The 26,421-nt window shown below is 61.5% G+C and carries 22 protein-coding genes; 10 read left to right on the plus strand and 12 right to left on the minus strand.

The genetic code is table 11. From position 1 onward, the window contains the following. Positions 1-2: 2 nt before the first annotated feature. The 3 genes from zwf to J3R84_RS01720 all read right to left on the minus strand — a co-directional run bounded on the left by zwf (position 3) and on the right by J3R84_RS01720 (position 4,420). Positions 3-1,478, minus strand: coding sequence for a glucose-6-phosphate dehydrogenase (gene zwf / locus J3R84_RS01710; protein ID WP_025425969.1), 1,476 nt, complete (start codon positions 1,476-1,478; stop codon positions 3-5). Between the two features lie 202 nt (positions 1,479-1,680). Continuing rightward, positions 1,681-2,967, minus strand: a complete 1,287-nt coding sequence (locus tag J3R84_RS01715) for an NAD(P)/FAD-dependent oxidoreductase (protein ID WP_025425970.1) — start codon at positions 2,965-2,967, stop codon at positions 1,681-1,683. A 16-nt stretch (positions 2,968-2,983) separates the two neighbouring features. Continuing rightward, positions 2,984-4,420, minus strand: coding sequence for a glutamine synthetase family protein (locus tag J3R84_RS01720; protein ID WP_025425971.1), 1,437 nt, complete (start codon positions 4,418-4,420; stop codon positions 2,984-2,986). 123 nt (positions 4,421-4,543) lie between these two features. Between J3R84_RS01720 and J3R84_RS01725 the strand changes: the two genes are divergently transcribed. Both J3R84_RS01725 and J3R84_RS01730 read left to right on the plus strand, forming a co-directional pair. Continuing rightward, entirely contained in the window at positions 4,544-5,728 is a 1,185-nt protein-coding gene (locus J3R84_RS01725; protein WP_025425972.1) for a BaiN/RdsA family NAD(P)/FAD-dependent oxidoreductase, read from the plus strand. 230 nt (positions 5,729-5,958) lie between these two features. Beyond that, positions 5,959-6,105, plus strand: a complete 147-nt coding sequence (locus J3R84_RS01730) for a hypothetical protein (protein WP_164474899.1) — start codon at positions 5,959-5,961, stop codon at positions 6,103-6,105. Positions 6,106-6,209: 104 nt separating this feature from the next. Here J3R84_RS01730 and J3R84_RS01735 read toward each other — a convergent pair whose 3' ends face one another. Next, entirely contained in the window at positions 6,210-6,461 is a 252-nt protein-coding gene (locus J3R84_RS01735; RefSeq protein WP_146160867.1) for a hypothetical protein, read from the minus strand. On the opposite strand from J3R84_RS01735, the gene J3R84_RS01740 reads away from it, so the two are divergent. Further along, a complete protein-coding gene (locus tag J3R84_RS01740; protein ID WP_203527669.1) occupies positions 6,454-8,979 on the plus strand; it encodes a methyl-accepting chemotaxis protein in 2,526 nt (841 codons plus the stop codon). The genes J3R84_RS01735 and J3R84_RS01740 overlap by 8 nt on opposite strands. Before the next feature lie 27 nt (positions 8,980-9,006). Here the strand turns inward: J3R84_RS01740 and J3R84_RS01745 are convergent, their stop codons facing one another. Then, positions 9,007-9,219, minus strand: coding sequence for a hypothetical protein (locus tag J3R84_RS01745; RefSeq protein WP_057212488.1), 213 nt, complete (start codon positions 9,217-9,219; stop codon positions 9,007-9,009). Between the two features lie 88 nt (positions 9,220-9,307). On the opposite strand from J3R84_RS01745, the gene J3R84_RS01750 reads away from it, so the two are divergent. Beyond that, complete coding sequence (locus J3R84_RS01750) at positions 9,308-10,177, plus strand: LysR family transcriptional regulator (protein WP_025425975.1); 870 nt, start codon at positions 9,308-9,310, stop codon at positions 10,175-10,177. A 5-nt stretch (positions 10,178-10,182) separates the two neighbouring features. Here the strand turns inward: J3R84_RS01750 and J3R84_RS01755 are convergent, their stop codons facing one another. The 3 genes from J3R84_RS01755 to aceA form a co-directional block, all read right to left on the minus strand. Then, entirely contained in the window at positions 10,183-11,289 is a 1,107-nt protein-coding gene (locus tag J3R84_RS01755) for a helix-turn-helix transcriptional regulator (RefSeq protein WP_203527667.1), read from the minus strand. 255 nt (positions 11,290-11,544) lie between these two features. Next, positions 11,545-11,784 (minus strand): SMc00767 family acetate metabolism repressor, encoded by a 240-nt coding sequence (locus J3R84_RS01760; protein WP_025425977.1) that lies wholly within the window; start codon positions 11,782-11,784, stop codon positions 11,545-11,547. 82 nt (positions 11,785-11,866) lie between these two features. After that, positions 11,867-13,156 carry an isocitrate lyase gene (gene aceA / locus J3R84_RS01765; protein WP_025425978.1) on the minus strand — a complete coding sequence of 430 codons (1,290 nt, stop codon included), beginning with the start codon at positions 13,154-13,156 and terminating at the stop codon, positions 11,867-11,869. 228 nt (positions 13,157-13,384) lie between these two features. Here aceA and J3R84_RS01770 point away from each other — a divergent pair, with 228 nt between their 5' ends. Then, positions 13,385-14,794: a helix-turn-helix domain-containing protein gene (locus J3R84_RS01770; RefSeq protein ID WP_025425979.1), complete on the plus strand. Its 1,410-nt coding sequence runs from the start codon at positions 13,385-13,387 to the stop codon at positions 14,792-14,794. A gap of 12 nt (positions 14,795-14,806) precedes the next feature. On the opposite strand, the gene J3R84_RS01775 is transcribed toward J3R84_RS01770, so the two are convergent. Both J3R84_RS01775 and J3R84_RS01780 read right to left on the minus strand, forming a co-directional pair. After that, a complete protein-coding gene (locus J3R84_RS01775) occupies positions 14,807-15,760 on the minus strand; it encodes a fatty acid desaturase family protein (RefSeq protein ID WP_162250494.1) in 954 nt (317 codons plus the stop codon). A gap of 60 nt (positions 15,761-15,820) precedes the next feature. After that, positions 15,821-16,009 (minus strand): hypothetical protein, encoded by a 189-nt coding sequence (locus J3R84_RS01780; protein ID WP_128090405.1) that lies wholly within the window; start codon positions 16,007-16,009, stop codon positions 15,821-15,823. An 89-nt stretch (positions 16,010-16,098) separates the two neighbouring features. Here J3R84_RS01780 and J3R84_RS01785 point away from each other — a divergent pair, with 89 nt between their 5' ends. The 4 genes from J3R84_RS01785 to J3R84_RS01800 all read left to right on the plus strand — a co-directional run bounded on the left by J3R84_RS01785 (position 16,099) and on the right by J3R84_RS01800 (position 20,174). After that, positions 16,099-17,193, plus strand: a complete 1,095-nt coding sequence (locus J3R84_RS01785; protein ID WP_025425981.1) for a polyamine ABC transporter substrate-binding protein — start codon at positions 16,099-16,101, stop codon at positions 17,191-17,193. Positions 17,194-17,296: 103 nt separating this feature from the next. Then, entirely contained in the window at positions 17,297-18,439 is a 1,143-nt protein-coding gene (locus J3R84_RS01790; protein WP_025425982.1) for an ABC transporter ATP-binding protein, read from the plus strand. Between the two features lie 4 nt (positions 18,440-18,443). Next, positions 18,444-19,355 carry an ABC transporter permease subunit gene (locus tag J3R84_RS01795; RefSeq protein ID WP_025425983.1) on the plus strand — a complete coding sequence of 304 codons (912 nt, stop codon included), beginning with the start codon at positions 18,444-18,446 and terminating at the stop codon, positions 19,353-19,355. Positions 19,356-19,358: 3 nt separating this feature from the next. Continuing rightward, positions 19,359-20,174, plus strand: a complete 816-nt coding sequence (locus J3R84_RS01800) for an ABC transporter permease (protein ID WP_025425984.1) — start codon at positions 19,359-19,361, stop codon at positions 20,172-20,174. 53 nt (positions 20,175-20,227) lie between these two features. On the opposite strand, the gene J3R84_RS01805 is transcribed toward J3R84_RS01800, so the two are convergent. After that, positions 20,228-22,051, minus strand: a complete 1,824-nt coding sequence (locus J3R84_RS01805; protein ID WP_025425985.1) for an AsmA family protein — start codon at positions 22,049-22,051, stop codon at positions 20,228-20,230. 176 nt (positions 22,052-22,227) lie between these two features. Here J3R84_RS01805 and J3R84_RS01810 point away from each other — a divergent pair, with 176 nt between their 5' ends. Then, the gene (locus J3R84_RS01810; RefSeq protein ID WP_025425986.1) at positions 22,228-24,180 is read left to right on the plus strand and encodes an acetoacetate--CoA ligase; all 1,953 of its coding nucleotides are present in this window, start codon (positions 22,228-22,230) and stop codon (positions 24,178-24,180) included. A gap of 462 nt (positions 24,181-24,642) precedes the next feature. Here the strand turns inward: J3R84_RS01810 and J3R84_RS01815 are convergent, their stop codons facing one another. Beyond that, on the minus strand, positions 24,643-26,217 hold the full coding sequence (locus tag J3R84_RS01815; protein ID WP_373688513.1) for an ABC transporter permease: 1,575 nt from the start codon (positions 26,215-26,217) through the stop codon (positions 24,643-24,645). Positions 26,218-26,421 lie beyond the last annotated feature (204 nt).

The raw sequence follows: 26,421 nt of genomic DNA on the forward strand, positions 1-26,421 counted from the left end.
ACCTATATCGCATCGTGCCAGGTGCGGCCGTCACGCTCGATGAGTGCGATCGACTGGCTCGGACCCCAGGTGCCGGCGGTGTAGCCCTGCACCTGCTGTCCGGTCTCTTCCCAGGCTTTCAGGATCGGATCGACCCACTTCCATGCGGCCTCGACCTCGTCGCGGCGTACGAACAGCGTCTGGTTGTTGCGCACGACGTCGAACAGCAGCCGCTCGTAGGCGTCGGCATTGCGCACGTCGAAAGCCTCGGCGAAGCTCATGTCGAGCGAAACGTTGCGAAGGCGCATGCCGCCTGGACCGGGGTCCTTGATCATCAGCGACTGTTTGACGCCTTCGTTCGGCTGCAGGCGGATGACGAGCTGGTTGGCGGAAATGCGACCGGCACTGTTGTCGAAGATCGAGTGCGGGATCTGCTTGAAGGTAATGACGATTTCCGACATGCGGCCAGCAAGCCGCTTGCCGGTGCGGATGTAGAACGGCACGCCGGCCCAGCGCCAGTTGCTGACTTCGGCCTTGATCGCTACGAAGGTCTCTGTGTTCGAAACGCCACCTTCGAGCTCTTCCAGGTAGCCCTTGACCGGGCCGCCGGCAGAGGCGCCCGCGCGGTACTGGCCGCGCACCGTCACCTGCTCGACATTGGATGCATTGACCGGCTTCAGCGCGCGCAGAACTTTAAGCTTTTCATCGCGCACGGCTTCCGCGTCCATTGAGGTCGGGGCTTCCATTGCGACAAAGCAGACGAGCTGCAGGATGTGGTTCTGCACCATGTCGCGCAGCGCACCGGCCTTGTCGTAGTAGCCGGCCCGGTTTTCGAGGCCTACGGCTTCCGAAACGGTGATCTGCACGTGGTCGATATGGGCGGAGTTCCACAGCGGCTCGTAGAGCGCATTGGCGAAACGCAGCGCCATCAGGTTCTGCACCGTCTCCTTGCCGAGATAGTGGTCGATGCGGAAGATCTGCTCTTCGCGGAAGACCTTGCCGATCGTGTCGTTGAGCTCGGTCGCCGACGCCAGATCGCGGCCGATCGGCTTTTCGACGACGATGCGGGTGGTCTTGGTGATCAGCTTGTGATCGCGGATCTTCTCGGAAATATCGCCGAAGATCGCCGGTCCGACGGCGAGATAGAAGGCGCGGATACGGTCTTTGCCTTCTTCCAGGATCTTCTTCAGCGTATCCCAGCCCTGGTCGGACTTGGCATCGACGGAAACGTAAAAGAGGCGGGCGGTAAACTTCGCCACTTCCTCTTCATTGTATTCCGCCGGCCTCAGGTGTTCCTTCAGCGCATCGGCGGCGAACTTGCGATATTCTTCATGCGTCAACGCGGCGCGCGAGGCGCCGATGATGCGGGTCGGCTCGGTAATCTGGCCTTCCATCTGGCGGTGATAGAGCGCTGGCAGCAGCTTGCGCTCCGCGAGATCGCCGGTGCCGCCGAACACGACATAATCAAATGGTTCGACGGGAATGATCTGGCTGCTCATGGGATAATCTCGATCTTGTTCAGGTCAGGGACACATATAATCTAATCGATTTAAACGCGCTAGGGTGCGACGCAATAAAATGCTGTCGCACACGCTTTCTCATGCATGTCGCCCGAAAATATGCCGCGGTTTCGGGGCGACGACATGCACGGAAACAAAGATCTAATGCACATAGTGTGACACCATCCTGACACAACGTGCCTTAGAGCCTGTCGCGCAGCGCATACCAGCTGAGCGCCAGGAACAGAAGCGCCGATCGGAAGCGTGTTCCGCCCGGAAAAGCCGGTATTTTCAAGGCTTTCAACAGGTCGAGTTCCGTCGGTTTGCCCAGCACAAGGTCAGCGTAGAGCTTGCCACAATAGTTGGAAAGCATGACCCCGTGGCCGGAATAGCCGCCGATCGAGGTGACGCCCGGCATCACCTCGCGACAGAAGGGCGTCCGCGGCAAGGTGATGCCAACGGAACCGCCCCAGGCGTGGGTGATCTCGACATTGCCGAGTTCCGGATAGATCTCGCTGATCTGCCGGCGGATATGGGTGGAAATGTCGCGCGGATTGTCGGCGGTGTAGGCTTCGCGCCCGCCGAATAGCAGCCGCCCGTCTTTCGATTTGCGGAAGTAGCGCACGACAAAGCGCGAATCGTCGACCGATTCACCGCCGGGAAGCACGTTGGGGTGAGCGGAAAGAACTTCGGTCGCGCCGATGAAGGAGCGGATGGGCATCACATGGCTGGCGCTGACCGGCTCGAGATTGCCGATATAGGCATTGCACGCGACAAGCACCCGCTCAGTGGTGATCGTGCCGCGATCGGTAGTGATGACAACAGCCGTTCCCTTGCGCTCGATCTTCTGCGCCTTGGTCTGCTCGAACAGATTGGCGCCGGCAAGGGCCGCCTGCTTCGCCAGTCCGAGCAGCAGCTTCATCGGATGGATATGTCCGGTGCCGACATCGCGGATGCCGAAGTGATAGCGAGACGATCCGAGCCGGCTCGCCGTCTCCTCCCGTTCCATGAACGAGAGATGCGGATAGCCGAAGCGGGTCGCCATCGCCTCGACGTGGTCGCGATAATCCTTCTCCAGGCTCTTCTTGTGGCCGACGGAGAGCTGCCCCGGCATGAACTCGATATCGATGTCGTGTTGGCTGGCGAAGTCGAGCACGTGCCGCTTGGCGTTCTCTGCCATATCGAACAGCAGTTGTGCCCGTTCCTGGCCAAGCGTTTCCTCGGTCTCGTCGGCCCAGGCGCGCTGGCCGGTGCCGAACTGGCCACCGTTGCGCCCCGACGCGCCGTCGCCGAAGCGGCAGGCGTCGATGAGCGTGACATCGACGCCTTGCCGAGCAAGGTTGTAGGCCGCCTGAAGCCCGGTATAGCCGCCGCCGATAATGGCGACATCCGCCTTCCTCGATCCCGGCATCTGCGGATATTCGGGTCGATCGGGAACGGTTGCCTCATACCAGGAGAAACCGGGCGAGATCGGGCTTTGCCAGGGCATTGGACTGCCTTTCAGGTCAGACGTTCAGCAGCAGGAACTCGCGTTCCCACGGGCTGATAACCTGCATAAAGGTTTCGAACTCGCCACGTTTCACGCCGGCATAGATGGCGATGAATTCGGGGCTCAGCACCTCGGCAAGCGACGGCGCCGACTCGAGCAGGGCGACGGCCTCGAGCAGCCCGCGCGGCAGATCGATTTCGCCTTCGTTGGCCGTGTCTTCCGTCGGTGCCGTCGGATCGCGGCCTTCGATGATGCCGAGATAGCCGCAGGCAAGCGAGGCGGCGAGCGCCAGATAGGGGTTGGCATCCGAACTCGGCAGCCGGTTCTCGATCCGCCGGGCAACCGGTTCGGAAACCGGAATGCGGAACGCGGTCGTGCGGTTGTCGTAGCCCCAAGCCGTATTCACCGGCGCCGACATATCGGGCGTCAGCCGGCGGAAGGAGTTCACGTAGGGCGCCATCATCACCAACGTGCGCGGCACATAGTGTTGCATGCCGCCGATGAAGTTGAAGAACTCCTTGGAGGCAGAGCCGTCCGGATTGGAGAACAGATTGCGGCCGGTGTTGATCTCGATCACCGACTGGTGGATGTGCATGGCCGAACCCGGCTGACCCTGCATCGGCTTGGCCATGAAGGTCGCGTAGATGCCGTGCTTCAGCGCCGCCTCGCGGATGGTGCGCTTGAACAGGAACACCTGGTCGGCAAGCTCGATCGGATCGCCGTGACGAAGGTTGATTTCGAGCTGCGCTGGTCCCTCCTCGTGGATCAGCGTGTCAATCTCCAGACCCTGCTTCTCGGAGAAGTGATAGATGTCGTCAATCAGCTCGTCGAATTCGTTGATGCCGGCGATCGAATAGCCCTGGCCGCCAAGGATCGACCGGCCGGAGCGGCCCTTCGGCGGATGCAGCGGATAGTCGGGATCGTCATTGGTGGCGACGAGGTAGAACTCGATTTCGGGCGCAACGACCGGCTTCCAGCCCTTCTGGCGATAGAGGTCGACCACGCGCTTCAAGACGTTGCGCGGCGTGTAGCTGATCTGTTCGCCTTCGGAGCCGACGATGTCGCAGATCACCTGCGCCGTTGGGTCGGTTTCCCAGGGGACGACCGAAAGCGTCGAAAGATCAGGGACGAGCTTGATGTCGCTGTCGCGCGAATCGTAGCGGAATTGTCCGGTCTCGTCAGGATATTCGCCTGAGATCGTGTGGCGGTAGACGGCGGAAGGCAGTGCAAGCGAGGTGTTGGAGGTGAACTTGGAGGTGGGCATCATCTTGCCGCGGGGAACGCCGGCAAGGTCGGGCGTGATGCATTCGATGTCTTCGATCCCGCGGATCTTCAGCCAATCCGTTGCTTCCTTCCAGGTCTTGACGCCTCGGAGGGAATGCAGGGCGGCGGGTATTTTCGAGGTTTTGCTGATTTTCGTTGTTTGTTGGGCAGCACTTCTCTTGGAGGGCATAAATCACCGGTTTTGGCTTCGGATAGCGCATCATAACCAGAGATTGGCAATTGGCTAGAGCGTGACGATTGACTTTCGCCGCCGTGACCGGAATGGAATGCGCAAAGAGCTCAAAGGTGTTTCGTGGCTGAGAAGAAGGATGTGGTGATCATTGGCGCCGGTGCGGCCGGCATGATGTGCGCCATCGAGGCCGGCAAGCGCGGCCGGCGGGTGCTGGTCATCGACCATGCAAAGGCGCCGGGCGAGAAGATCCGCATCTCCGGCGGCGGCCGCTGCAACTTCACCAACATCCATGCCGGGCCGAAGAACTTCCTCTCGGCCAATCCGCATTTCTGCAAATCGGCGCTCGCGCGCTACGGCGCGCGAGACTTCCTGGCGCTGGTCGAAAAACACGGCATCGCCTGGCACGAGAAGACTTTGGGGCAATTGTTCTGCGATCATTCGGCCAAGGACATCATCAGGATGTTGCTCGCCGAGATGCGCGATGCGGCCGCCGAGCTTCGGCTTGAGACGACGGTCGCGAGTGTCGAGCGCCATGGTGCCGGCTTCCGGGTGATGACCGGCGACGGACCGGTCGATGCCCAGTCGCTGGTGGTGGCCAGCGGCGGCAAGTCGATCCCGAAAATGGGCGCAACGGGGCTTGCCTATAAAATCGCAGAGCAGTTCGGATTGGCCCTGGTCGAAACCCGTCCCGGGCTTGTGCCGCTGACGCTCGATCCGGTGCAGCTTGAGACGATCGGCGAACTAGCCGGCGTCGCCGCCGACGCCGAGGCGCGCTCCGGTAAGACGGCGTTTCGCGAGGCGGTGCTGATCACCCATCGCGGCCTCAGTGGCCCGGCGATCCTGCAGATATCGTCCTACTGGCGCGAGGGGCAGGACATCGTTCTGAGGTTGATGCCCGATATCGACATCGCCTCGATCCTAAAAGGTTTGCGCCGCACCAATGGCAAGCAGGCCGTCCAGACGGCGCTCGGCGATATTCTGCCACGCCGGCTTGCGCAATTCTTTGCCGATGGCGCCAAGCTGACGGGACGGCAGCTCGCCGACCTCTCGGACAAGACCATCGATGCGCTATCGGCATCGATCCAGGCTTGGGCGATCAAGCCCGCCGGTTCCGAAGGCTATCGCACTGCCGAGGTGACGCTCGGCGGCGTCGACACCAATGGTCTCGATTCAAAGACGATGCAGGCGAAGGCTGTTCCCGGTCTCTATTTCGTCGGCGAATGCGTCGACGTGACCGGCTGGCTCGGCGGCTACAATTTCCAATGGGCCTGGGCATCGGGCTTCGCAGCCGGCCAGGACGTCTGATCCCTGGTTTTGCGGCATTTGGCTTCAGCCATTGTTAACGGATATGCCGGAACCTCTTTGGTGTCGGCACAGCCGGCGGTTGGTCAGAAAGAACTGTTCCGCAAACGGAAATCACACTGTTTCCATTTTTAGGGCTTTTCTCTGCCACGGCATGGCTGCAATATGGTCTGGACTGGCAAGCCGGTTTATCCGGGCCGAACGTTGCCGGTCAGTGAGAAGGACAGGATGTCATGAACCAGCCACGCCGTCGTCCCCGCGCCATCGCGATCGCTCGCACCGACGAGAGCCGCGTCCAGAGAGTAGCGTTGACCCGCATTGCTCTGATCGCGTTCTTTGCCGTTGCTGCCCTCGCAACGCTGCCGGCTTATTGGCTCTGATGCTGCCAGCCGGCCGCTAACGGCCGGACCTCGAGCGCCTCATGAGCCCAACGCCTTCGGAAATTCGTTGGCGAGTGCTCCGCGCTTATACAATTTTTAATCGTTCAAAATGAATATTGCGACGAAGTGAGTTCCGTCAGGACTTCGCTACCGGGGAGGTGGCGCGGTCCCGCAATGATTGCTGACGGACTGGCGGTGTGCGCCGCATGATTTTTCCGAAAAACATCAGCCTGTTTGCGCATCGGGTGGCTCTCGATCGTTTCGTCCTTTTCGCGGTTACGCGGAAGGCGGGACATGTTTCGAGCCGCCGGGGGAGGCGAATGCGAGCTGCGAGCCAAGGTGTTTTCCATGTTCATCGATAGAATTCTTGCCCGTTTCAAGATCCAGACGAAGGTGCTGTTCTTCATTCTGCCCTTCGTCGTCAGCATCTGTGCCGTCGGCATTACCGGCCTTTATGCGTCCGGCCTGCTTCAGGGCCGGATGGAGATTTCGAACAGCGTCCTGCAGACGCTGAGCGGCTTCAAGGATGTCTATGCGGGGATGAACAACTTCCTGCACTCGACCACCGAGGAAACCCGCGACGCCGTGCAGGGCAAGATCACTGCGCAGAAGGAAATTCTCGCCGAGACCGCCGCACAGGTTGCCGGCCAGAGCGGCCAGGACGAGTTGACGGCCGCTATCGCCGCGACCGCCGACATCGAAGCCCGCATCGACGGGCTCTGGAAGCTGCATGTCGGCGAGCAGGAGATGCGCGCAACGATGACGGCGAACCTCGATGCTCTCTTGGTCGAACGCGCCAAGATCAACGACGAGTCGAACCGGCTGCAATATGCCGTGCGCAAGAACGAGAATGCCGCCAAGACCATGCTGCGCGAAGCCGAAAAGCTGATGCGCGCCAGCCGCTTCTTCAACGAGTTCGGCACCGAAGTCAGCAAGGCGACGACGGTCGAGGATAAGCTCAAGGCCGTCAAGGAACGCTTCCCGATGATCGGCCGCACCGAGCGCGACATCTTCCGGCTGTTGCCGAAAGACGAGAAGTCGCTGACCGAGACGATCACCTCCGCATCGAGCGAGATCGGTGCGCTTTTGAAGGCGCCCGCCGGTCCTGAAACGCTTGCCGGTATCTCGAAGTATGTCGACCGTTTCCGCACCGCGAGCTTCCGTCTCGAAGCGGCTTCTGTCGGCAAGATGCGCGATGCCACCCGGATTTTCGCCGAACTCGATCAGCTTATCGTCAGCACCGAATCCGTTCTGACGGCCACGCGCCGGCTTTCGAGCTCGATCACCGACATCCAGATCTCCGCCGCAACCTTCATGGGGTCGACGACGGAAAGCAACCGCCAGAAGCTGCTCGACAAGTTCCTTGCAGTTCAGCAGAACATGGCAGCGCTGCGCGGTGTTGCAAGCGAAGGTGCCTCCTTCGACGCCATTGCCGACACGCTGATGCCGATCATCACCGTAATGAAAAAGGACGCCGCGTCTCTGGTTGAAATCACCGTGAAGCGGACCGCCGATTTCGACGCCGCCGGCCAGTCGATCAACCAGATCTGGAGCGACCTGACCGGTTTTGCCGAACAGCAGAAGGTTGCCGCCGGCACCGAGCGCCAGGAAGCAAACCAGATCTCCGTGGCCGCGACTGTTGCAGGCGTCGTCATCGCCCTGCTTGCCGGCATCGCCCTGACGCTGACGCTGAAGAAGCCGATCGGTCAGATCACCGCCGCCATGCGTCGCCTGGCAGACGGCCGCCTCGATACCTCCATTGACGGCGACGCCCGTCAGGACGAGATCGGCGACATGGCCCGCGCCTTGGGCGTCTTCAAGGAAAACGCGCTTTCCAAGGTGCGCATCGAGGCAGAAAGCGAAGAACAGCGCGCCCGCGCCGAGATCGAGCGAAGCCGCAACGACGCCGAGAAGCGCGAGCTCGATCGCCAGATCGATCTTGCCGTCAGCGAACTCGCCGCCGGCCTCGGCCGTCTGGCGCAGGGCGACCTGTCGCGCCAGATCGACATTCCGTTCCATGGCCGCCTCGAACAGCTGCGCACGGACTTCAACGGCTCGCTGATCCGCCTGCAGGATACGCTGGCCCAGATCCGCGCCAATGCACAGGCGATCCAGCAGAGCGGCTCGGACATGCATCATGCCGCTGACTCGCTGTCGAAGCGGACGGAGGCCCAGGCAGCCTCGCTCGAAGAGACGGCCGCTGCGGTCGACCAGATCACCGTGACGGTCCGCTCGTCGGCGGAGCGCGCGAACGAGGCTAACGTCGCCGTCACGCAGACGAAGAAGAGCGCCGACAGCTCGGCAACCGTCGTCACCAATGCGATCGCCGCCATGGGCCGCATCGAAGAGGCCTCACGCCAGATCGAGCAGATCATCGAGGTGATCGACGACATTGCGTTCCAGACCAACCTCTTGGCGCTGAATGCCGGCATCGAGGCGGCACGTGCCGGCGAAGCCGGCAAGGGCTTCGCGGTGGTGGCACAGGAGGTTCGCGAACTGGCGCAACGCTCAGCCGAAGCTGCCCGCGAGATCAAGGGCCTCATCAACAAGTCGACCAACGAGGTCAATTCCGGTTCGCACCTGGTCAAGGAGACCGGCGCGGTGCTGGCCTCGATCAGCGCCCAGATCGTTACTGTCAGCCAGCATGTCGAAATGATCGCGACCGCCAGCCGTGACCAGGCGGTGGCGCTCAACGAGGTCAACGGATCGGTCAACCAGATGGACCAGATGACCCAGCAGAACGCCTCGATGGTCGAAGAGGCAACGGCAACGAGCCTGGCGCTCTCCAACCAGGCCGACACGCTGATGATGCTGGTCGAGCAGTTCCGGCTCGAGCCGGAAGCCGCCGATATCCACGCTTACCGCGCCGCCTGATTGGCCAAGGCCACAGCGGCTTCGTCCTCAGCATTGCGCCGCGCGACCCACCGGTTGCGCGGCGCAAGTCGTTTGTAGGCTATTCTTGCCGGCTTGTATCTCTTGATGCGCCGCAAACGCAGCGATGCAGCGGCGAAACATCCGCCTCACCAACCCCGGCGGCTTGGGGTCGAAATGTTCGTCCCAGCGGCGGCTTTTCATCGTCATATCGGCCAGATAGGCCATTGCCAGTATTTCCATGGTGATGCTCCTCATTGGATGGCATCCCCTCTTCTATGCAGCAAAGGCTATTTTACATACACAAGATATCGGCCTATGTTTTTCACCGATGAAAGACATGGATTGGGACATTTATCGCTGCTTCATGAGTGTCGCGCGCACCGGCGGACTGACGGGCGCCGCGCAGGCGCTGGGCTCCAGCCCGGCGACCTTGGGCCGGCGCATGCTCGAGATCGAGGAACGCACCGGCCGCACGCTGTTCGTGCGCAGCCAGACCGGCTACCAGCTGACCGGCGACGGGCAGGTTCTGTTCGAGCAGCTCGAGGAGATGGAGGCGGCGGCCCGCCGCGTCGAGAGCTGGCGACGGGAGGGCGAGGGGGCGGTCGTTCGCATCACCGCCGGAACCTGGGTGTCCTGGCTGCTTGCCGAAAATTTCCCGGCGCTCTGCACCGAGCGCGATGGCTTCAGCCTTGCGATCACCATAGGCGAGACCCGCGCCAACCTTGCCTATCGCGAGAGCGATATCGGCATCCGCGCTTTCGAGCCGGAAGAGAGCTATCTGGCAGCCCGCCCGGTGGGAGAAGTTGCCTATGCCGTCTACCGGCAGAAGAATGCAACGCCGGCGGCAAACGGCCGATGGGTCGCCGTCGGCGACGAGGATGCAATCTCATCCTATCTGCGTTGGCCGCATGAGAACGCGACGGGACGTATCGTAGCGACCGTAACGCGCCCTCGTTCGTTGCTCGATCTCGCCCGGGCGGGAGCCGGTTGTGCCGTGCTGCCCTGTTTCGTCGGCGACCTCGACCCTCTGCTGGAGCGGGCGGGCGAGGAGATCCCTGCGCTTATGCATCGGCAATGGATCGTGATGAACAACGAGGACCGCCATCGCACGGAAATCCGCACGGTCGTCGATCGCATGACAAAATTACTGAAAAGCCACGCCGACATCTTCGCCGGCAAACGACCCCGCCGCAGCTGAAGCGGTCAGCGCATCAAGAGGCTGACGAGTGCCGCCTGCGAGTTCACCTGGGTCTTGGAATAGATGCTCTTCAGCTGGGTGCGGATCGTTTCGTAGCTGACGCTGTTCGCCAGGGCGATTTCCCTTAACGACAGTCCTGCAGCGAGGCCGGAGGCGATTCTGATTTCGGCGGGAGTCAATCCGTAGATGTCCTCCAAGTGCCTGCTCCGCACTTCCGGAAGCAGCGACGTGGTCGGTTCAATGACGACAGCAACGGTTGGGCCGCTAAGGAGTTCGGTGAAGGCATCGGAATTCAACTTCAAGAGCGTGATGCGATATGCCGTCCCACCGGCGCCCTTGACAATGGAGACATGTGGGCGCGTATCCGTGCAGCCACGCAATGTCAGCGCTTCCAGCGCTGCGCTTGTCTGCGGACAGCTTAACGTCAAGCGCCCGCCTGTAGCGATACGAATTGGCGCGCCTGTCGCCGATATGCGTTGCGCGTGTTCATTCATGGAGCGGACACGGAGATTCTCGCCGACATACATCAGGCCAACGCCGATCGAATCGAGCAAAGATTGCCCTTGCTGGCGCTCGACCGTCATCACATCGCGCTTCCGGACAAACTCGAACGCGCGTTTGAGATGCGGTGCAAGGCTCGTATATTGATCGGCGGCGTGATGGTTGAACTCTGCGTCGGTTGATGTCGTACATGTCGATAGAATGAATGTGCGTGTCGCATCTCTTATGATCGTCACGCCGACGCTGGTCTCGCATCCGGTTTGTCGCTTTAGCCAGTCGTTGTAGAATTCGGATTTGACCAGATCTTCCCGCGAAACGATATGCTCGCCACATAGGCCCCGGCCGACGGGTACCAGAACGGTTCTCGGGATCCACGGGTTCACTGCGGCGAAATGGTTGTTGAATTGATCGAGGTCGTCGGCCGTAAATCCGGAGACATAGGGGACATGCGACGCGGGTGCCGCGAGGTCATGATAGTGGAGCGCGGACTTACCGTTTGGCACAGTGCCCGCCAACCGGCTCAGAAAATCCTCCCAGCTGCATTCGCCGAACGCAGCGCCATAGATCAGATAGATCAGTTCTTCCGTATTCGCCGTTCCTGTCCGGAACATGCGTGCCCCCGCTCGCACTAGACCGAGTTAGTATAGGCAGGAGCCTCGGCAATAAGCAACTTGAAATGGTATATCTGCTTGCAAGACCGGCGTGAAACGCGGCAGGCCGGCGTTGCTGCCGGCCGTTTTCGCGTCAGGGTTGTCGGTCTGTGGGGTGCTAAACGGGGCGGCGGACGGTCGCGGTTGCCGTCTGTGGTTTGGGTATGCTCGACCAAGCCGCCAGAAGCAGCAAGGCTGCGGCCGTCAGCACCGTCATCACGCGCGTCCCTGAGTGACGATAACAGGGATCAACAGGTCGCCCCAGTTGCCTTCGCCGCCATGATGGCGGGCCGAACGTACCAGCTCGACCGATACGCCGGCGTCGACGGCTTTCATGACGGCCTGGTTAAGGCGGTGCAGGTCGTTGGCGACCATGCGGATCGCCGCCTGCTGATCCGGGGTCATGGCCGAAGACTGTTCCTCGGCCCTTTCCTTGACGCGTGTCTGAACTGTCATTGGAGTTCTCCTTGGTGTCAGCGGTTTCTCGTCGATTGCATGGGGAGCGCGGCGGGCAGGGATTGCCGCGCTCCCCGGTCCTTCACTCTGCGGCCGGGCGGAACTGGTCGTGCTCGGTCGATTCCTTCATGGCTGTCGTCGATGACTGGCCGCCGGTGATGGCCAGCGACACGGCGTCGAAATAGCCGGTGCCGACTTCGCGCTGGTGCTTGGTCGCGGTGTAGCCATTGACCTCGGCGGCGAACTCCGCCTCCTGAAGCTCCGAATAGGCCGCCATCTGCCGGGCCTTGTAGCCGCGCGCCAACTCGAACATGCCGAAGTTCAGCTGGTGGAAGCCGGCAAGCGTGATGAACTGGAACTTGTAGCCCATCGCACCGAGTTCCCGCTGGAACTTGGCGATCGTCGCGTCGTCGAGGTTTTTCTTCCAGTTGAACGACGGCGAGCAGTTGTAGGCGAGCAGCTTGCCCGGATGCGCCTTGTGCACGCCCTCGGCAAACTTGCGGGCCTGCTCCAGGTCCGGCTTGGAGGTTTCGCACCAGATCAGGTCGCAATGCGGCGCATAGGCGATGGCGCGCGCGATGCACGGCTCGATGCCGTTCTTCACCTGGTAGAAGCCTTCGACCGTGCGTCCGGCGTCATAATCGACGAAGGGGCGATCGCGTTCGTCGATATCCGACGTCAACAGCTTGGCCGCTTCCGCATCGGTGCGGGCGATGACGAGCGTCGGCGTACCCATGACGTCGGCTGCAAGCCGTGCCGCGTTGAGATTGCGGATATGCGCGGCCGTCGGGATCAGGACCTTGCCGCCGAGATGGCCGCACTTCTTTTCGGACGCCAGCTGGTCCTCGTAGTGAACGCCCGCAGCTCCGGCCTCGATGAAGGCCTTCATGATCTCGAAGGCATTGAGCGGGCCGCCGAAACCGGCTTCGGCGTCGGCAACGATCGGTGCGAACCAGGTGTCGACCGATAGCCCCTTGCCTTCCGAGGTCTCGATCTGGTCGGCGCGCTGGAGCGTGCGGTTGATGCGCTTTGCCAGCTCCGGAGCGGCATTTGCCGGATAGAGCGATTGGTCCGGATACATCGCTGATGCGGTGTTGGCGTCGGCCGCGACCTGCCAGCCGGAGAGGTAGATTGCTTTCAGGCCGGCGCGAACCATCTGCATGGCCTGATTGCCCGAGAGCGCGCCGAGCGCGTTGACGAAGTCCTCTTCGTGAATGAGCTTCCACAAGCGGTTGGCACCCATTTCGGCCAGGGAGTAACGGATCTCGACCGAACCACGCAGCCGCTTCACGGTTTCAGCGGTGTAGGGGCGTTCGATGCCATCAAAGCGGCCTTGCTGGGCACTGGGAACAAGCTTGTAAAAATCAGTCATCATTTCCTCCTGCTGGAACTCATCCACCATTCGACTTTTGTCGTATGGCTTTCCTCGTCTCTAGTTGATGTGACAGTTTTTACATTGCGCTGCGCAATAGGGCTATGGAAATCGAAGTTCATGGCCTTTCAAAAGGGTTATCTTGTCTTGCCTTTGACAGGCGTGCACGGTAAATTTGTAAATTATGTAAATGTGTGGTCGTCGTCAGAGTTGTAAAGGTAGTGACAAATGGCTGAGAACAAGATCTTTGCCGGTCCTCGTGTCCGGCGGATCCGCAACGGGCTCTCGCTGACGCAGACGGCGATGGCCGAAGCGCTTGGCATCTCGCCGTCCTACCTCAACCTGATCGAGCGCAATCAGCGTCCGCTGACCGTCCAGCTGCTTCTGAAACTCGCATCGGTCTACAAGGTCGACCTCGAGGAACTGCAGGGTGAAACTGGCGGTGGACTGGCGCAATTGCGCGAGGTCTTTGCCGATCCGCTGCTGGCGGCGGAACTGCCGGGGGATCAGGAATTGATCGAAGTTGCCGAAGCGGCGCCCAATGCCGCCGGCGGCGTCGTCAAGCTTTACCGCGCCTATCGCGAGCAGGCGGCGCGGCTAAAGGACCTTGCCGACCTCCTGGCGGGGCAGGGGCACATGGAGGCGCTGTCGGGCACCCGCCTACCGATGGACGAGGTGCGCGAGACGCTGGAGGCGAGACCCAATCATTTCGCCCGGATCGAAGAAATGGCGGAGGCCTTTCACGAGGCGCTTTCGCCGGGCGATGATCTGATCGGCGCACTGAAAGCCTGGCTGAAGAAGGAACACGGCCTGGTCGTGCGCAATCTGCCCGTTCATGCCATGCCCAATCTGCGTCGCCGCTTCGATCGCCATTCCATGCGGCTCTTCATCTCCGAGCGCCTATCGCCCTATGACCAGTTGCGCGAGATCGCCATGGAGGTTGCCTCGATTGCCTGTCACGAAGCGATCGTCCGGGAGTTGGAGACGCTGCGCCTGTCGACCGCCGAAGCGCGCCGCATCGGCCGCTTCGAACTCGCCCGCTATGCCGCCCACGCATTGATGATGCCCTATGCGGCATTTCATGCGGCAGCCGTCCGGGCGAGATACGATATCGACGTGCTCAGGGCGCGTTTCCAAGTGTCGTTCGAGCAGGTCGCCAACCGGCTGACCATGCTGCAGCGGCCCGGCGCGACCGGCGTTCCGTTTTTCCTGATGGAGATCGACAATGCCGGGCATCGGCTCCGTCGTTCCGGCGCATCGGGTTTCCCGCAAGCGAGGTTCGGCGGCGGCTGTCCGAAGCTCAATATCCATGCCGCCTTCTCGGTGCCGGGGCAAATCCTGGTGGACCGCGTAGAGACAACAGAGGGACTGGCGTTCCTTACCGTGTCGCGCACGCTCGATGGTCCGCAGGCGGGCTTTGAAGAGCGGGTTCGCCGCACCGCGTTGCTGATCAGTTGTGAGGCCTCTTTTGCCGATGAGGTGGTCTATGGCACGCTACGCTCGCCCGCGGTTGCGATCGGGGCGGCCTGTCGGCTCTGCGAGCGGCAGGGCTGTCTTGCGCGCGCCGAGCCTCCGGTGACGCGCCCGCTTGGGCTCGACGAGATGGCAACAGGCCTCAGCGTCTTCGATTTTCAGTAGGCGCTGGGACTTTCAGTAGCGGACGGGGTGATGGCTCGGCAGCAGCGGCGCACTGGCGGCGAAGCATTCGGCCGGTAGTCCGGTCGTATAGCCGCGGGTAATGTGCGCCTTGTCCGCATAGGCTTTGTCGCGCATCAGGATCGCGTGCAGTTCGGGCAGGTTATAGAACGGCACGCCGGGATAGAGGTGGTGCTCCAGATGATAGTTGATGTGGTGCGGAGCAAAGAACAGTCTTTCCCAGGCATGCGGATAGACCGTGCGTGAACTCGTCAGCTCGTCGCTATAGTCCATGTTGCCGAAATGCTCCGCAACGCTGCGCACGTAAAGGAACAGGCAGAAGAAGGTGAAGAACGGCACGAGCCAGTAGAGCGCGAATTCGCGCCAGATGCCGAGAAGGCTGAAAATGGCGGCGGCAGCGATATAGAAGCAAAGGCGCAGCATCTTGTAGCTCCGCGTCGACCGGTCGTTCTTCGACATGCGCTTGGCCATGTGCACCATGTCGCGGATCGAGTTGACGGCGACGAGATAGCCGAGCAGTTGCATCACGCCACGCGCGATCTTCTGCGGAAAGGTGAACTGCGCCATGCCGAGCTTTGCCGTCCAGTCCGGGTCGTCGTCGGTGTTGGCATGCTGGTGGTGTGCCAGGTGGTTCTGCCGGTAGCCATCGACGGTCGCCAGCATCGGCCAGGCGAGCAACAGGTCGCTCATCCAGTCGCTGAGCTTGCGGTTCTTGATGATGCGGTAGTGCGCCGCCTCATGAACGAGACAACCGAACGCATGCATGCGACCGGCAATCACGATCACGGTCATGAGGTAGACGAGGATATTGCCGGTATATTCGCTGACGGCGATGGCGGTGGCGATGATCGCCCAGTCGACCGCGATCGCCGCAAGGGATTTCTGTGGCTCGAGTATCGAAAGGCGCTTCAACTCTCTCGGATCGATCCTGCGGTTCCGTCCACTCATGACACTACCCAGACGCTGATACACAACCGAGGGGAAAAATCGCATGCGCCTTATGGTTAATCAATCGTAAACGAACGCGTGTTCTGGCTGGTTGCCGCCATGGTTAACGTCGGCCGCTTGGTACCTGCCGATGGCGGGATCGCGCCCTTCGCCATAAGTGCCCGATTTTCCTTGGCTTGCGAAAACTGGGGTGGCTGAAGAGGTCCGCCTCTTTCCGGCACAAAACCGCTTGAGGTTGTCGAGAAACATGCCTAACCTCGCCCCGGAGCGATCCAGAATGGGCCTGGATCCGTGTCACGGGGCGGCCTTGTCCGGACCGATAATAACGAGGGAACTGCATGTCCAAATTCATCGTTACAACCATGGCGACGGTCATACTGGCCGGTTCGACCATGCTCGCTTCGGCGCAGGAGCGGGTGGTCAACGTCTATAACTGGTCGGATTATATCGACAGCAGCATTCTGGAAGACTTCACCAAGGAAACGGGCATCAAGGTCGTCTACGACGTCTTCGATTCCAACGAGATCCTCGAAACCAAATTGCTCGCAGGCGGCTCGGGCTACGACGTCGTCGTCCCGACGGCGACCTTCCTGCAGCGCCAGATCGCGGCCGGCGTGTTCCAGAAGCTCGACAAGTCCAAGCTCCCGAACCTCACCAATATGTGGGACGTGATCATGGAGCGTACGGCCAAGTACGATCCGGGCAACGAATACGCCATCGACTACATGTGGGGCACCACCGGCATCGGCTACAACGTCGACAAGATGAAGGAAATTCTCGGCACCGACGAGAAGCCCAACTGGGACGTCATCTTCAAGCCGGAACTAGCCGCCAAGTTCAAGGATTGCGGCATCCATGTTCTCGATTCCCCGACGGATGTGATGCCGTCGGCGCTCGCCTATCTCGGCCTCAATCCTGATAGCCACGAAGCGGCCGATCTTGAAAAGGCTGCCGAACTGCTTGCCAGCGTTCGTCCGAATATCCGCAAGTTTCACTCGTCGGAATACATCAACGCGCTTGCCAATGGCGATATCTGCCTCGCGGTCGGCTTTTCCGGCGATGTCTTTCAGGCCCGTGACCGCGCCGCCGAAGCCAAGGCTGGCGTAACCGTCGATTATGCGATCCCGTCGCAGGGCGCGCAGATGTGGTTCGACATGCTCGCCATTCCGGCGGACGCTCCGCATGTCGCCGAAGCGCATGAATTCCTCAACTACATGATGAAGCCGGAGGTCGTCGCCAAGGCGTCGAACTATGTCTTCTACGCCAACGGCAACAAGGCCTCGCAGCAGTTCCTGGACAAGGCGGTTCTCGAAGACACCGCCATCTACCCCACCGATGATGTGATGCAGAAACTGTTCACGGTCACGCCGTTCGAGGCGAAGGAGCAGCGGGTATTGACCCGGCTCTGGACAAAGGTCGTCACCGGCCAGTAAGAGCAAAACGAATTGCCCGGACCTCAAAATCCGGGCAATTTTCTTAAAGGGGGCACCGGGGAAAACGAGAGTGCCCATCGGCTGTATCATTCGGGGATAGATGATGAAGTCACTCGGCAGTATCAGGCGCTCTTTCGCCCCCTGGGCGGATCCCGCTTCCAAGCCATTCATTTCCGTCAAGAACGTCACCAAGAAGTTCGGCGATTTCACCGCCGTCGACGATCTTTCGCTCAACATCTACACGCGCGAGTTCTTTGCACTCTTGGGTGCGTCGGGCTGCGGAAAGTCGACGCTCCTGCGCATGCTGGCCGGTTTCGAGCAGCCGACCTCGGGGGAGATCATTCTCGACGGCCAGAACCTTGCCGGCATTCCGCCCTACCGGCGGCCCGTCAACATGATGTTCCAGTCCTACGCGCTGTTTCCGCATATGACCGTTGAGACCAACATCGCCTTCGGCCTGAAGCAGGACGGCATGCCCAAGGCCGACATCGCCGAGCGCGTCGGCCAGATGCTCAAGCTGGTGAAGCTCGAGAAGTTTGCCAAGCGCAAGCCGCACCAGCTTTCCGGCGGCCAGCGCCAACGTGTCGCGCTGGCACGCTCACTCGCCAAGCGCCCGAAGGTGCTGCTGCTCGACGAGCCGCTCGGCGCACTCGACAAGAAGCTGCGCGAGGAAACCCAGTTCGAACTGATGGACCTGCAGCAGGAACTCGGCCTTACCTTCGTCGTGGTCACGCACGACCAGGAGGAAGCGATGACGATGGCGGACCGCATCGCCGTCATGAGCCACGGCAAGGTCGCGCAGGTGGCAACGCCAGCGGAAATCTACGAGGCGCCCAATTCGCGCTTCGTCGCCGACTTCATCGGCGATGTGAACATCTTCGACGGAACAGCCACAACCGCGGAAAACGGCTACCTCAGCATTGAAACCGGCAACGGCTTTCCCATTCGCATGGCATCGCCGGAGAGGCCTGCCGCCGGCGCCAAGGCCGCGGTCGCCATTCGCCCGGAAAAGATCCGTGTCACCCGCCAGCCGCCGGCGCACGCGCCGGTCAACGCGGTCGAGGGTGAGATCTGGGACGTCGGCTATCTCGGCGACATGACCGTCTTCCATATCAGATTGAAGGATGGCAGGGTCGTGAAGGCGTCGTCCTTGAACGCGGTGCGCGCCGTGGAAGATCCCTTCGGCTACGACCAGCAGGTCTGGATCTCGTTCGGCGAAGACGCCGGCGTCGTCTTGAAGGATTGAAGCCATGGCGCGCGTTGCATCAGCCGTCTTCAGCCGCCTGGTCATCATCATCCCCTATGCCTGGCTACTGTTCTTCTTCCTGATTCCCTTCTTCATCGTCTTCCGTATCTCGTTGTCGCAGACGGCGGTGGCGATGCCACCCTATACGCCGGTCTTCGATCTCCTCGGTGGCCTTTCCGGCATTATGGAAAAGGCACGGGAGTTCTCGCTCGACAACTATGTCTGGCTGACCGAGGACGTTCTCTACTTCAACGCCTATGTGTCGAGTGTCATCATCGCCGGAATCTCGACGGTGCTGACGTTGATGATCGCCTATCCCGTCGCCTACGGGATGGCGAAGGCGCCGAAATCGATCCGCCCGACGCTGTTGATGTTGGTGATCCTGCCGTTTTGGACCAGCTTCCTGATCCGCGTTTACGCCTGGATCGCCATCCTGAAGCCGGAAGGACTGCTCAACCAGTTCCTGATGAGCATCAATGTCATCGACCAGCCGCTGATCATCCTCAACACCAACTGGGCGATCTATATCGGTATCGTCTATTCCTACCTGCCGTTCATGGTCCTGCCGATCTATTCGTCGCTGGAGAAGATGGACCACACGCTGACGGAAGCGGCGCTGGATCTCGGCTGCACGCCATTCTCCGCCTTCTGGCGCGTCACGTTCCCGCTGTCACTGGCCGGCGTCGTTGCCGGTTGCCTGCTCGTCTTCATTCCGGCTGTCGGCGAGTTCGTCATCCCCGATCTGCTCGGCGGATCGGAAACGCTGATGATCGGCAAGACGCTGTGGAACGAGTTCAACGCCAACCGCGACTGGCCGGTCTCTTCGGCGGTTGCCACGATCCTGCTTTTGATCCTGGTGATACCGATCGTGTTCTTCCAGAACGCGCAGGCCAAAGCCGACGGCGAGGGGAAGTAGGTCATGGGCAACTGGTCACGCTTCAACATTGCCTCGATCGTGCTCGGCTTCGGCTTTCTCTATCTGCCGATCGTGCTTTTGGTGATCTTCTCGTTCAACGAATCGAAGCTGGTCACGGTATGGGCCGGGTTTTCGACCAAATGGTACGCGCAGCTCTGGCACAATCAGGCGCTTCTCGACGCCGCCTGGGTCACCATCCGCGTGGCATTGATCTCGGCCACCTGCGCAACCGTGCTCGGGACCTTGGCGGCCCTCGCGCTGGTGCGCTACACGCGCTTTCGCGGCCGCATGCTGTTTTCCGGCATGGTCTATGCGCCGCTGGTCATGCCTGAGGTGATCACCGGCCTGTCGCTGCTGTTGCTGTTCGTTGCCATCGGGCTCGACCGTGGCTTCTGGACGATCACCCTTGCGCACATCACCTTCACCATGTGCTTCGTTGCCGTTGTCGTGCAGTCGCGGCTCCTGAGCTTCGACCAGTCGATCGAGGAGGCGGCGCTGGATCTGGGCGCGACCCCGGTCAGGACCTTCTTTGCGATCACTCTGCCGGTGATCGCGCCGGCCGTCTTTTCCGGCTGGGTGCTGGCCTTCACGCTGTCGCTCGACGATCTCGTGATCTCGAGCTTCACCACAGGCCCCGGTGCCACCACGCTGCCGATGAAGATCTACAGCCAGGTTCGTCTCGGGGTGACGCCTGAAATCAACGCGATCTGCACGATCCTGATCGGCATTGTCGCGATCGGTGTCGTCGTTGCCTCTGTTGTGACCAAACAGCGTGAAGCGCAACGCGAGAAGGACGAGCGCGCCGCTTTCGCGCAGTAGAGTTCAGCTCCGTTTTCAAGAGGACGGCTGGTGCATTTAAAGCGCCGGCCGTTTCAGTTGGGCTCGCCGAGAACCGAGAGCGGCGAGATCACCGCATTCGGCCAGGAGCCGCCGACGAAGAACCGCAATCGCTGGGCGGCATTGGTAGCGTCGGTAAAGGTTCCGGCAAGAGCCAGGCTGCCGCTGCGATAGGGTATGACGCCGTTGACCGACAGGCTGCCCGTCGGCCCGATAAAGGTAGCGCGGTTCAACCGGGCCGATCCGTCGCTGAAGCGCGCCTCGATGTCGGCCCGCTGAAAATCGAACGTGCCGCTGCCTGCCTGCGACAGCGAGAAGAACTCACCCCTGCGGACCAGGTCCGAGAAGGCGTCGGAGTCGAATTCGGATAGTCTGCCGTTGGCAAGCGACAAGGTCAGGCGCCCGGATGCGTCGGCTGCGCGTGGCGTCCAGAACGGGTGATCGGTCGCCAGGTCCAGGTTGACGTTGCCGCGTCCCGTCGGCACCGGGCCGGTGAAGCCGAAGTCGGCGACGGCGGCCGCAAGATCCGCATCCTTGAGAGCCAGCTCTAGCTTGCCGCCACGGGTCAAGCCCGCTTCCGACAGCACGAGGCGGCCGCTGAGCCTGCCATTGGCATAGGTGCTGTCGCCGATATCAAGCGACGCCCGCCCGTGATCGACCATGACGCCGGCCGCCACGTCGGTCAGCCGCAACGGGCCGATCGCTGCCTCCTGCGTCGAAAGGCGCACGTCGACGCGCCAGGTGCGGGCGAAAGCCTCGGTCATATGTCTGGCGAGTTCTTCTGGATCGACCGGAAGCTGCGCAAAAAGTGGTTGCAGTCCGTTGAGGTCGATCCTGTCGAACGCGAGCGTGCCCTCGACGCGCGGTGTGTCGTTGGCAGGAGCGACAACGTCGAGCACCCCGGTTGCCGTCGCGCCGCCGATCGCCAGGCGCAAGTCATCCAGCTTCAGCGTCGCGTCTCCGGTCGTGACGTTGGCACTGAGATCGAAGCTGCTCTCGGGCAGCCCCTCATGCGAGGCCCCCTCAAACCACGCGGCAAGCGCCGGCAGCGAGGCGGTGGAAACCTGGAGCCGCCCCGAGGCGAATGGTTTCATCGACAGATTGCCGACGCCCTCGAAGGAGAAATTGAGGGGGGCCGAGGTCAGCGATGTCTTCAGCGTCGTGTTGCGGCCGGCCAGCAGCGTCAGCGGCTCGTCGCAGGCCAGCGCCCAGCTCACGGCCTGCCCGCCGATCATGCTCGACAGTTGCGCATTCAGGCGCCCGGCAAAGGAGGGCCACTTCACGGTGCCGGATATGCCGGGAAACTCCCGCGCATAATTGGTCGCCCGGTCGAATACCTGCAGGCGGCCATTCTCGATCGTGATGTCGCCGAAGGGGGTGTCGTCGTTGTCCGCTTTCGCCTCGCGCGGCGCAAGCCAGCGCGGCCGCTCCCAGTTGAGCGTGCCGTCGATGCCACGCTCCAGCGTTACCACAGGCTCGATGAGGCGGATGTCTTCGAGTGCCGGTTCGCCGCGAAGCGCAGAAACCAGGCTGAAGGCTGCGGTGATGCTGCCGATCCGGGCGAGTGTGCGGGGGGTACCGTCGGTCGTCTCGATCGTGGCGCCGTACAATGTCAGCGTCGGGTTCGGCCAGAAACGGATGTTCGGCTCGCCGGTTATCCTGCTCTTGCCACCCGACCAGGCGTCGAGCATGCGCTCCATCGTCGGCCGCACGTCCGTCGTCGAGATCACGAGCGGCAGGGCCGCGTTGTATCCGACGGCCAGCACGATGCCGATCGCCGCCGGCCAGAGGAAATGGCGACGACGAAGCCGCGACCAAAGGCGTGATTCACCCATCATATGCAGGATTTTTCTTGTCATTTCCGCCTGGTTGCCCATCGCTTGGGATCACGCTGCTTGGATAGGCTTTCAGCCCGCATAAATCAAATGCGCCCGACATGGAAATGTCGCCAATGCGACGCCGGAGCGGGTTCTCCTGCTGTTTATTTTGCGTTGCAGCATGGTATAGAGGGCATGGAGTAGGAGTGGAGGAAAGCATGCAGTCTGAGCAACCTTTGTGGGTTCCCGGTCCAGAGATCCGCGAGCACAGCCCGATGGCGCAATTTATCGCCTGGTGCAGCGAGCGCTTCGGCAAAGACTTTGCCGATTACGACGCGTTTCACGCGTGGTCGGTTGCCGAACGCGGCGATTTCTGGACGGCGGTCTGGGAGCATTGCGAAGTCATCGGCGATCGTGGCGCGACGGCTCTGGTCAATGGTAACAGCATGCTCGACGCTCGGTTCTTTCCCGAGGCGTCGCTGAATTTCGCCGAGAACCTGCTGCGGCGCGCCGGCGGCGACGATGCGCTCATTTTCCGCGGCGAGGATAAGGTCAGCTACCGGCTTTCCTGGGATGATCTGCGCACGCTGGTCTCGCGGCTGCAGCAGGCGCTGAAAGCGCGCAGCATCGGCAAGGGTGACCGCGTCGCCGCGATGATGCCCAATATGCCCGAAACGATCGCTCTCATGCTGGCGACCGCGTCGATCGGTGCGATCTGGTCGTCCTGTTCTCCCGATTTTGGCGAGCAGGGCGTTCTCGATCGCTTTGGCCAGATCACCCCGAAACTGTTCATCGCCTGCGACGGCTATTGGTACAACGGCAAACGACAGGACGTCGACGCCAAGGTTCGTGCGGTCTCCATGGCTCTCGACGTTCCAGCCCTCATCGTTCCCTATGCGGGCGAGGCGAGGGCGCTGGCGGCCTCAATTGCCGATGGCGTGACGCTCGAGGACTTCATCGCTCCGTTTAAAGCCGAGGCGCTCGCCTTCGAGCGTTTGCCGTTCAGCCACCCGCTCTATGTGCTCTTCTCCTCCGGCACCACGGGCGTCCCGAAGTGCATCGTTCATTCGGCCGGCGGCACGCTGCTGCAGCATTTGAAGGAACATCGCTTCCACTGCGGGCTCGGCGACGGGGAGAAGCTCTTCTATTTCACCACCTGCGGCTGGATGATGTGGAACTGGCTCGCCTCCGGCCTGGCGGTCGGCGCGACGCTGTGCCTGTTCGACGGCTCGCCGTTCTATCCTGATGGAAACGTCCTGTTCGATTATGCGGCGGACGAAACGTTTGCCGTCTTCGGTACGTCGGCAAAATACATCGACGCGGTCCGCAAGGGCGGATTTGAGCCGGCCAAGACCCACGACCTTTCAAGCCTGCGGCTCTTGACCTCGACTGGCTCGCCGCTGTCGCCCGAAGGCTTCTCCTTCGTCTATGAAGGCATCAAACAGGACGTCCAGCTTGCGTCGATCTCCGGCGGCACCGACATCGTTTCGTGCTTCGTGCTCGGCAATCCGCTGAAGCCGGTCTGGCGTGGCGAGATCCAGGGTCCTGGCCTCGGACTGGCCATCGATGTCTGGGACGACGAGGGGCGCTCCGTGCGCGGCGAAAAGGGTGAACTCGTCTGCACCAAGGCATTCCCGTCGATGCCGGTGATGTTCTGGAACGATCCCGAAGGCGTCAAATACCGCGCCGCCTATTTCGAACGTTTCGACAACGTCTGGTGCCATGGCGACTTTGCCGAATGGACGTCGCATGGCGGCATCGTCATCCATGGTCGCTCCGACGCGACACTCAATCCCGGCGGTGTGCGCATCGGCACGGCGGAGATCTACAATCAGGTCGAGCAGATGGAAGAGGTGGCCGAAGCGCTCTGCATCGGACAGGACTGGGAAGACGACGTGCGCGTCGTGCTGTTCGTGCGCATGGCATCCGGCGCCTCGCTCGATGAGCAATTGGAGAAGGCGATCAGGAACCGTATCCGCACCGGCGCATCGCCCCGCCATGTGCCGGCGAAGATCATCGCCGTTGCCGATATTCCGCGCACGAAGTCGGGCAAGATCGTCGAATTGGCGGTCCGCGACGTTGTGCATGGACGCCCGGTCAAGAACAAGGAGGCGCTCGCCAACCCGGAAGCGCTCGATCTTTTCGCCGGGCTCGATGCCCTCAAAAATTGAGGGGCCGTTAACTTGTTCGCGCTTTCGGAATTAACCAAGGCTTCAGACTTGCTGATAAATCCCTAAAATTGTCGGATCGGCTGGTAAGGTCTTGTTAACGATTGGGGGCGCATGGTCATGTCAACTTGAGGCCGGCCGATGAGTGGTCGGCGCCTGGCAGCGATGCCGCCGCAGACATGATGTCATTACTTCTCGAGCATTTGTTGGTTTAGCATTGAATTATCGAGGTGGCCTCCCAGCCACCTCTTTTTTTGCCTTCGGGACAGAGCGTTTTGGGCGGAGGTGCGGAAACGCTCTATCTCTTTGTTTTCCCGTATTTCCAGACGGAAAACCGCTTCGCACTTTTCCTGGAAATGCTGTTAAGCGCGTTGCGATTTCCAGGATTCCCTTGTTGCGCTTTAAGCTCTTTTCTTAACGCATGTCCTTATCGCAAAACCGCTGCGCACTTTTGCGCGACCTGCGTTAGGGCCGACGCTCCATCGATCTCGAAACCAGGATCACGGGGATCATGCCGGCAACGACGATGATCATCGCAGCCACCGATGCATCCTCGACCTTGGCACGCGATGCGTCCTCGTAAACAAGCGTCGCAAGCGTGTTGAAGTTGAACGGGCGCAGCATGATCGTCGCCGACAGTTCCTTCATGGTCTCGATGAAGACGAGAAGTGCTGCGGTCAACACGGCGGGGCGCATCATCGGCAGAAGCACGGTTCGCAGCGTCTGCCCTCCGGTGCGGCCAAGCGCACGTGCAGCCATGTCGAGGTGCGGCGACAGCTTCTGGAAACCCGCCTCCAGCGTGCCTTCGGCCATGGTGAGGAACCGGACGGTGCAGGCGTAGATGATGGCAAAGCCCGTTCCCGTCATCAGTAGCCCGGTGGATATGCCCAAGGTGCTGCGAAAGCCGGCGTCGACCAGATTGTCTAGCGCTGCCAGCGGGAAGAGCACGCCGATCGCCAGAACCGTGCCGGGCACGCCATAGCCGAAGGAGGCGAGGCGGCCGGCGGTATCGGTGAAACGCGAGCGTCCGGTACGCGCGGCATAGGCAAGCACGAAACCGAGCAGCACCGTGACCAGCGCGGTTGCACCGGAAACCAGGATGCTGTGGAAGAGTGCGTTCAGCAACCGCGGTTCGATGAATTGATCGAGGCGCTTCAGCGCGTAATTGCCGAGGATCAGGAACGGGACCGCGAAGCCGGAGAGCACCGGAAGCAGGCACGCAATCGTCGCGGCCCACTTCTTCCAGCCGGAAAGCGGAAGCCTGGTCGCATCATGGACTGCCGACGTCGTCTTCTGGCTGGAGAAGCGCTGCCTTCGCCGGGCAGCCCGCTCGATCATCATCAGCCCGATGACGAAGACGAGCATGATGCAGGCGATCTGCGCCGCGCCGGCAAGGCTGCCGCGGTTGAGCCAGGTGTCGAAGATCGAGAAGGTCAGTGTCTGCACGCCGAGGAATTCGACGGCACCGATGTCGTTCAGCGTCTCCATCGCCACCAGCGTCAGACCGATCATGATCGCCGGTCGCGCCATCGGGATCTGGATGCGGAAGAACACCTTGAGCGGCCCGGCGCCGAGCGTGCGGGCAACATCGGCCGCCGCGCGCCCTTGCATCAGAAACATCGAGCGACAGGCGAGATAGATATAGGGATAGAGCACGGAACTCAGCACCAGGACGGCGCCGCCGAGCGAGCGGATATCGGGAAACCAGTAGTCGCGGCTGGTCTTGAAGCCGAAGATAGCGCGGATCAGCCCCTGCACCGGCCCGGTGAAGGTGAACAGCTCACCGAAGGCGTAGGCGGCGAGATAGGCGGGAATGGCAAGCGGCAACACCAGCGCGGCGGACAGAAACCGGCGCAAGGGAAACTCGCAACTCGCCACCAGCCACGCGGTCACGATGCCGACGACGGCCGTCGTCATCCCGGTGAACGCGATCAGCAGCAACGTGCGGATGGTGGCGCGCGGGATGACGTTTTGCATGAGATGCGGCCAGTCGGAACCGCCGCCGGAAATCGCCAGCCATGCAATGGCGAGGATCGGCATCAGCACGATCAGCGATGCGCCCCCGGCCCATACGGCGAGCAGCGGATGCGAAAGACCGGTTTTCGCGCCGGTTGGGCGCCGCTTGAGGATTTGTGACGTGGACTGCAATCGATCTGATCCGGAGCGAAACGGCCACAGCGCCGCGCGTCTGACATGACGCTCTAAGGATGCTGTAACGCTTTAAACTCGCTGCATAATCTTCCC

It is taken from the genome of Ensifer canadensis, from assembly GCF_017488845.2.
In the GTDB taxonomy this organism is placed as follows: Bacteria; Pseudomonadota; Alphaproteobacteria; order Rhizobiales; family Rhizobiaceae; genus Ensifer; species Ensifer canadensis.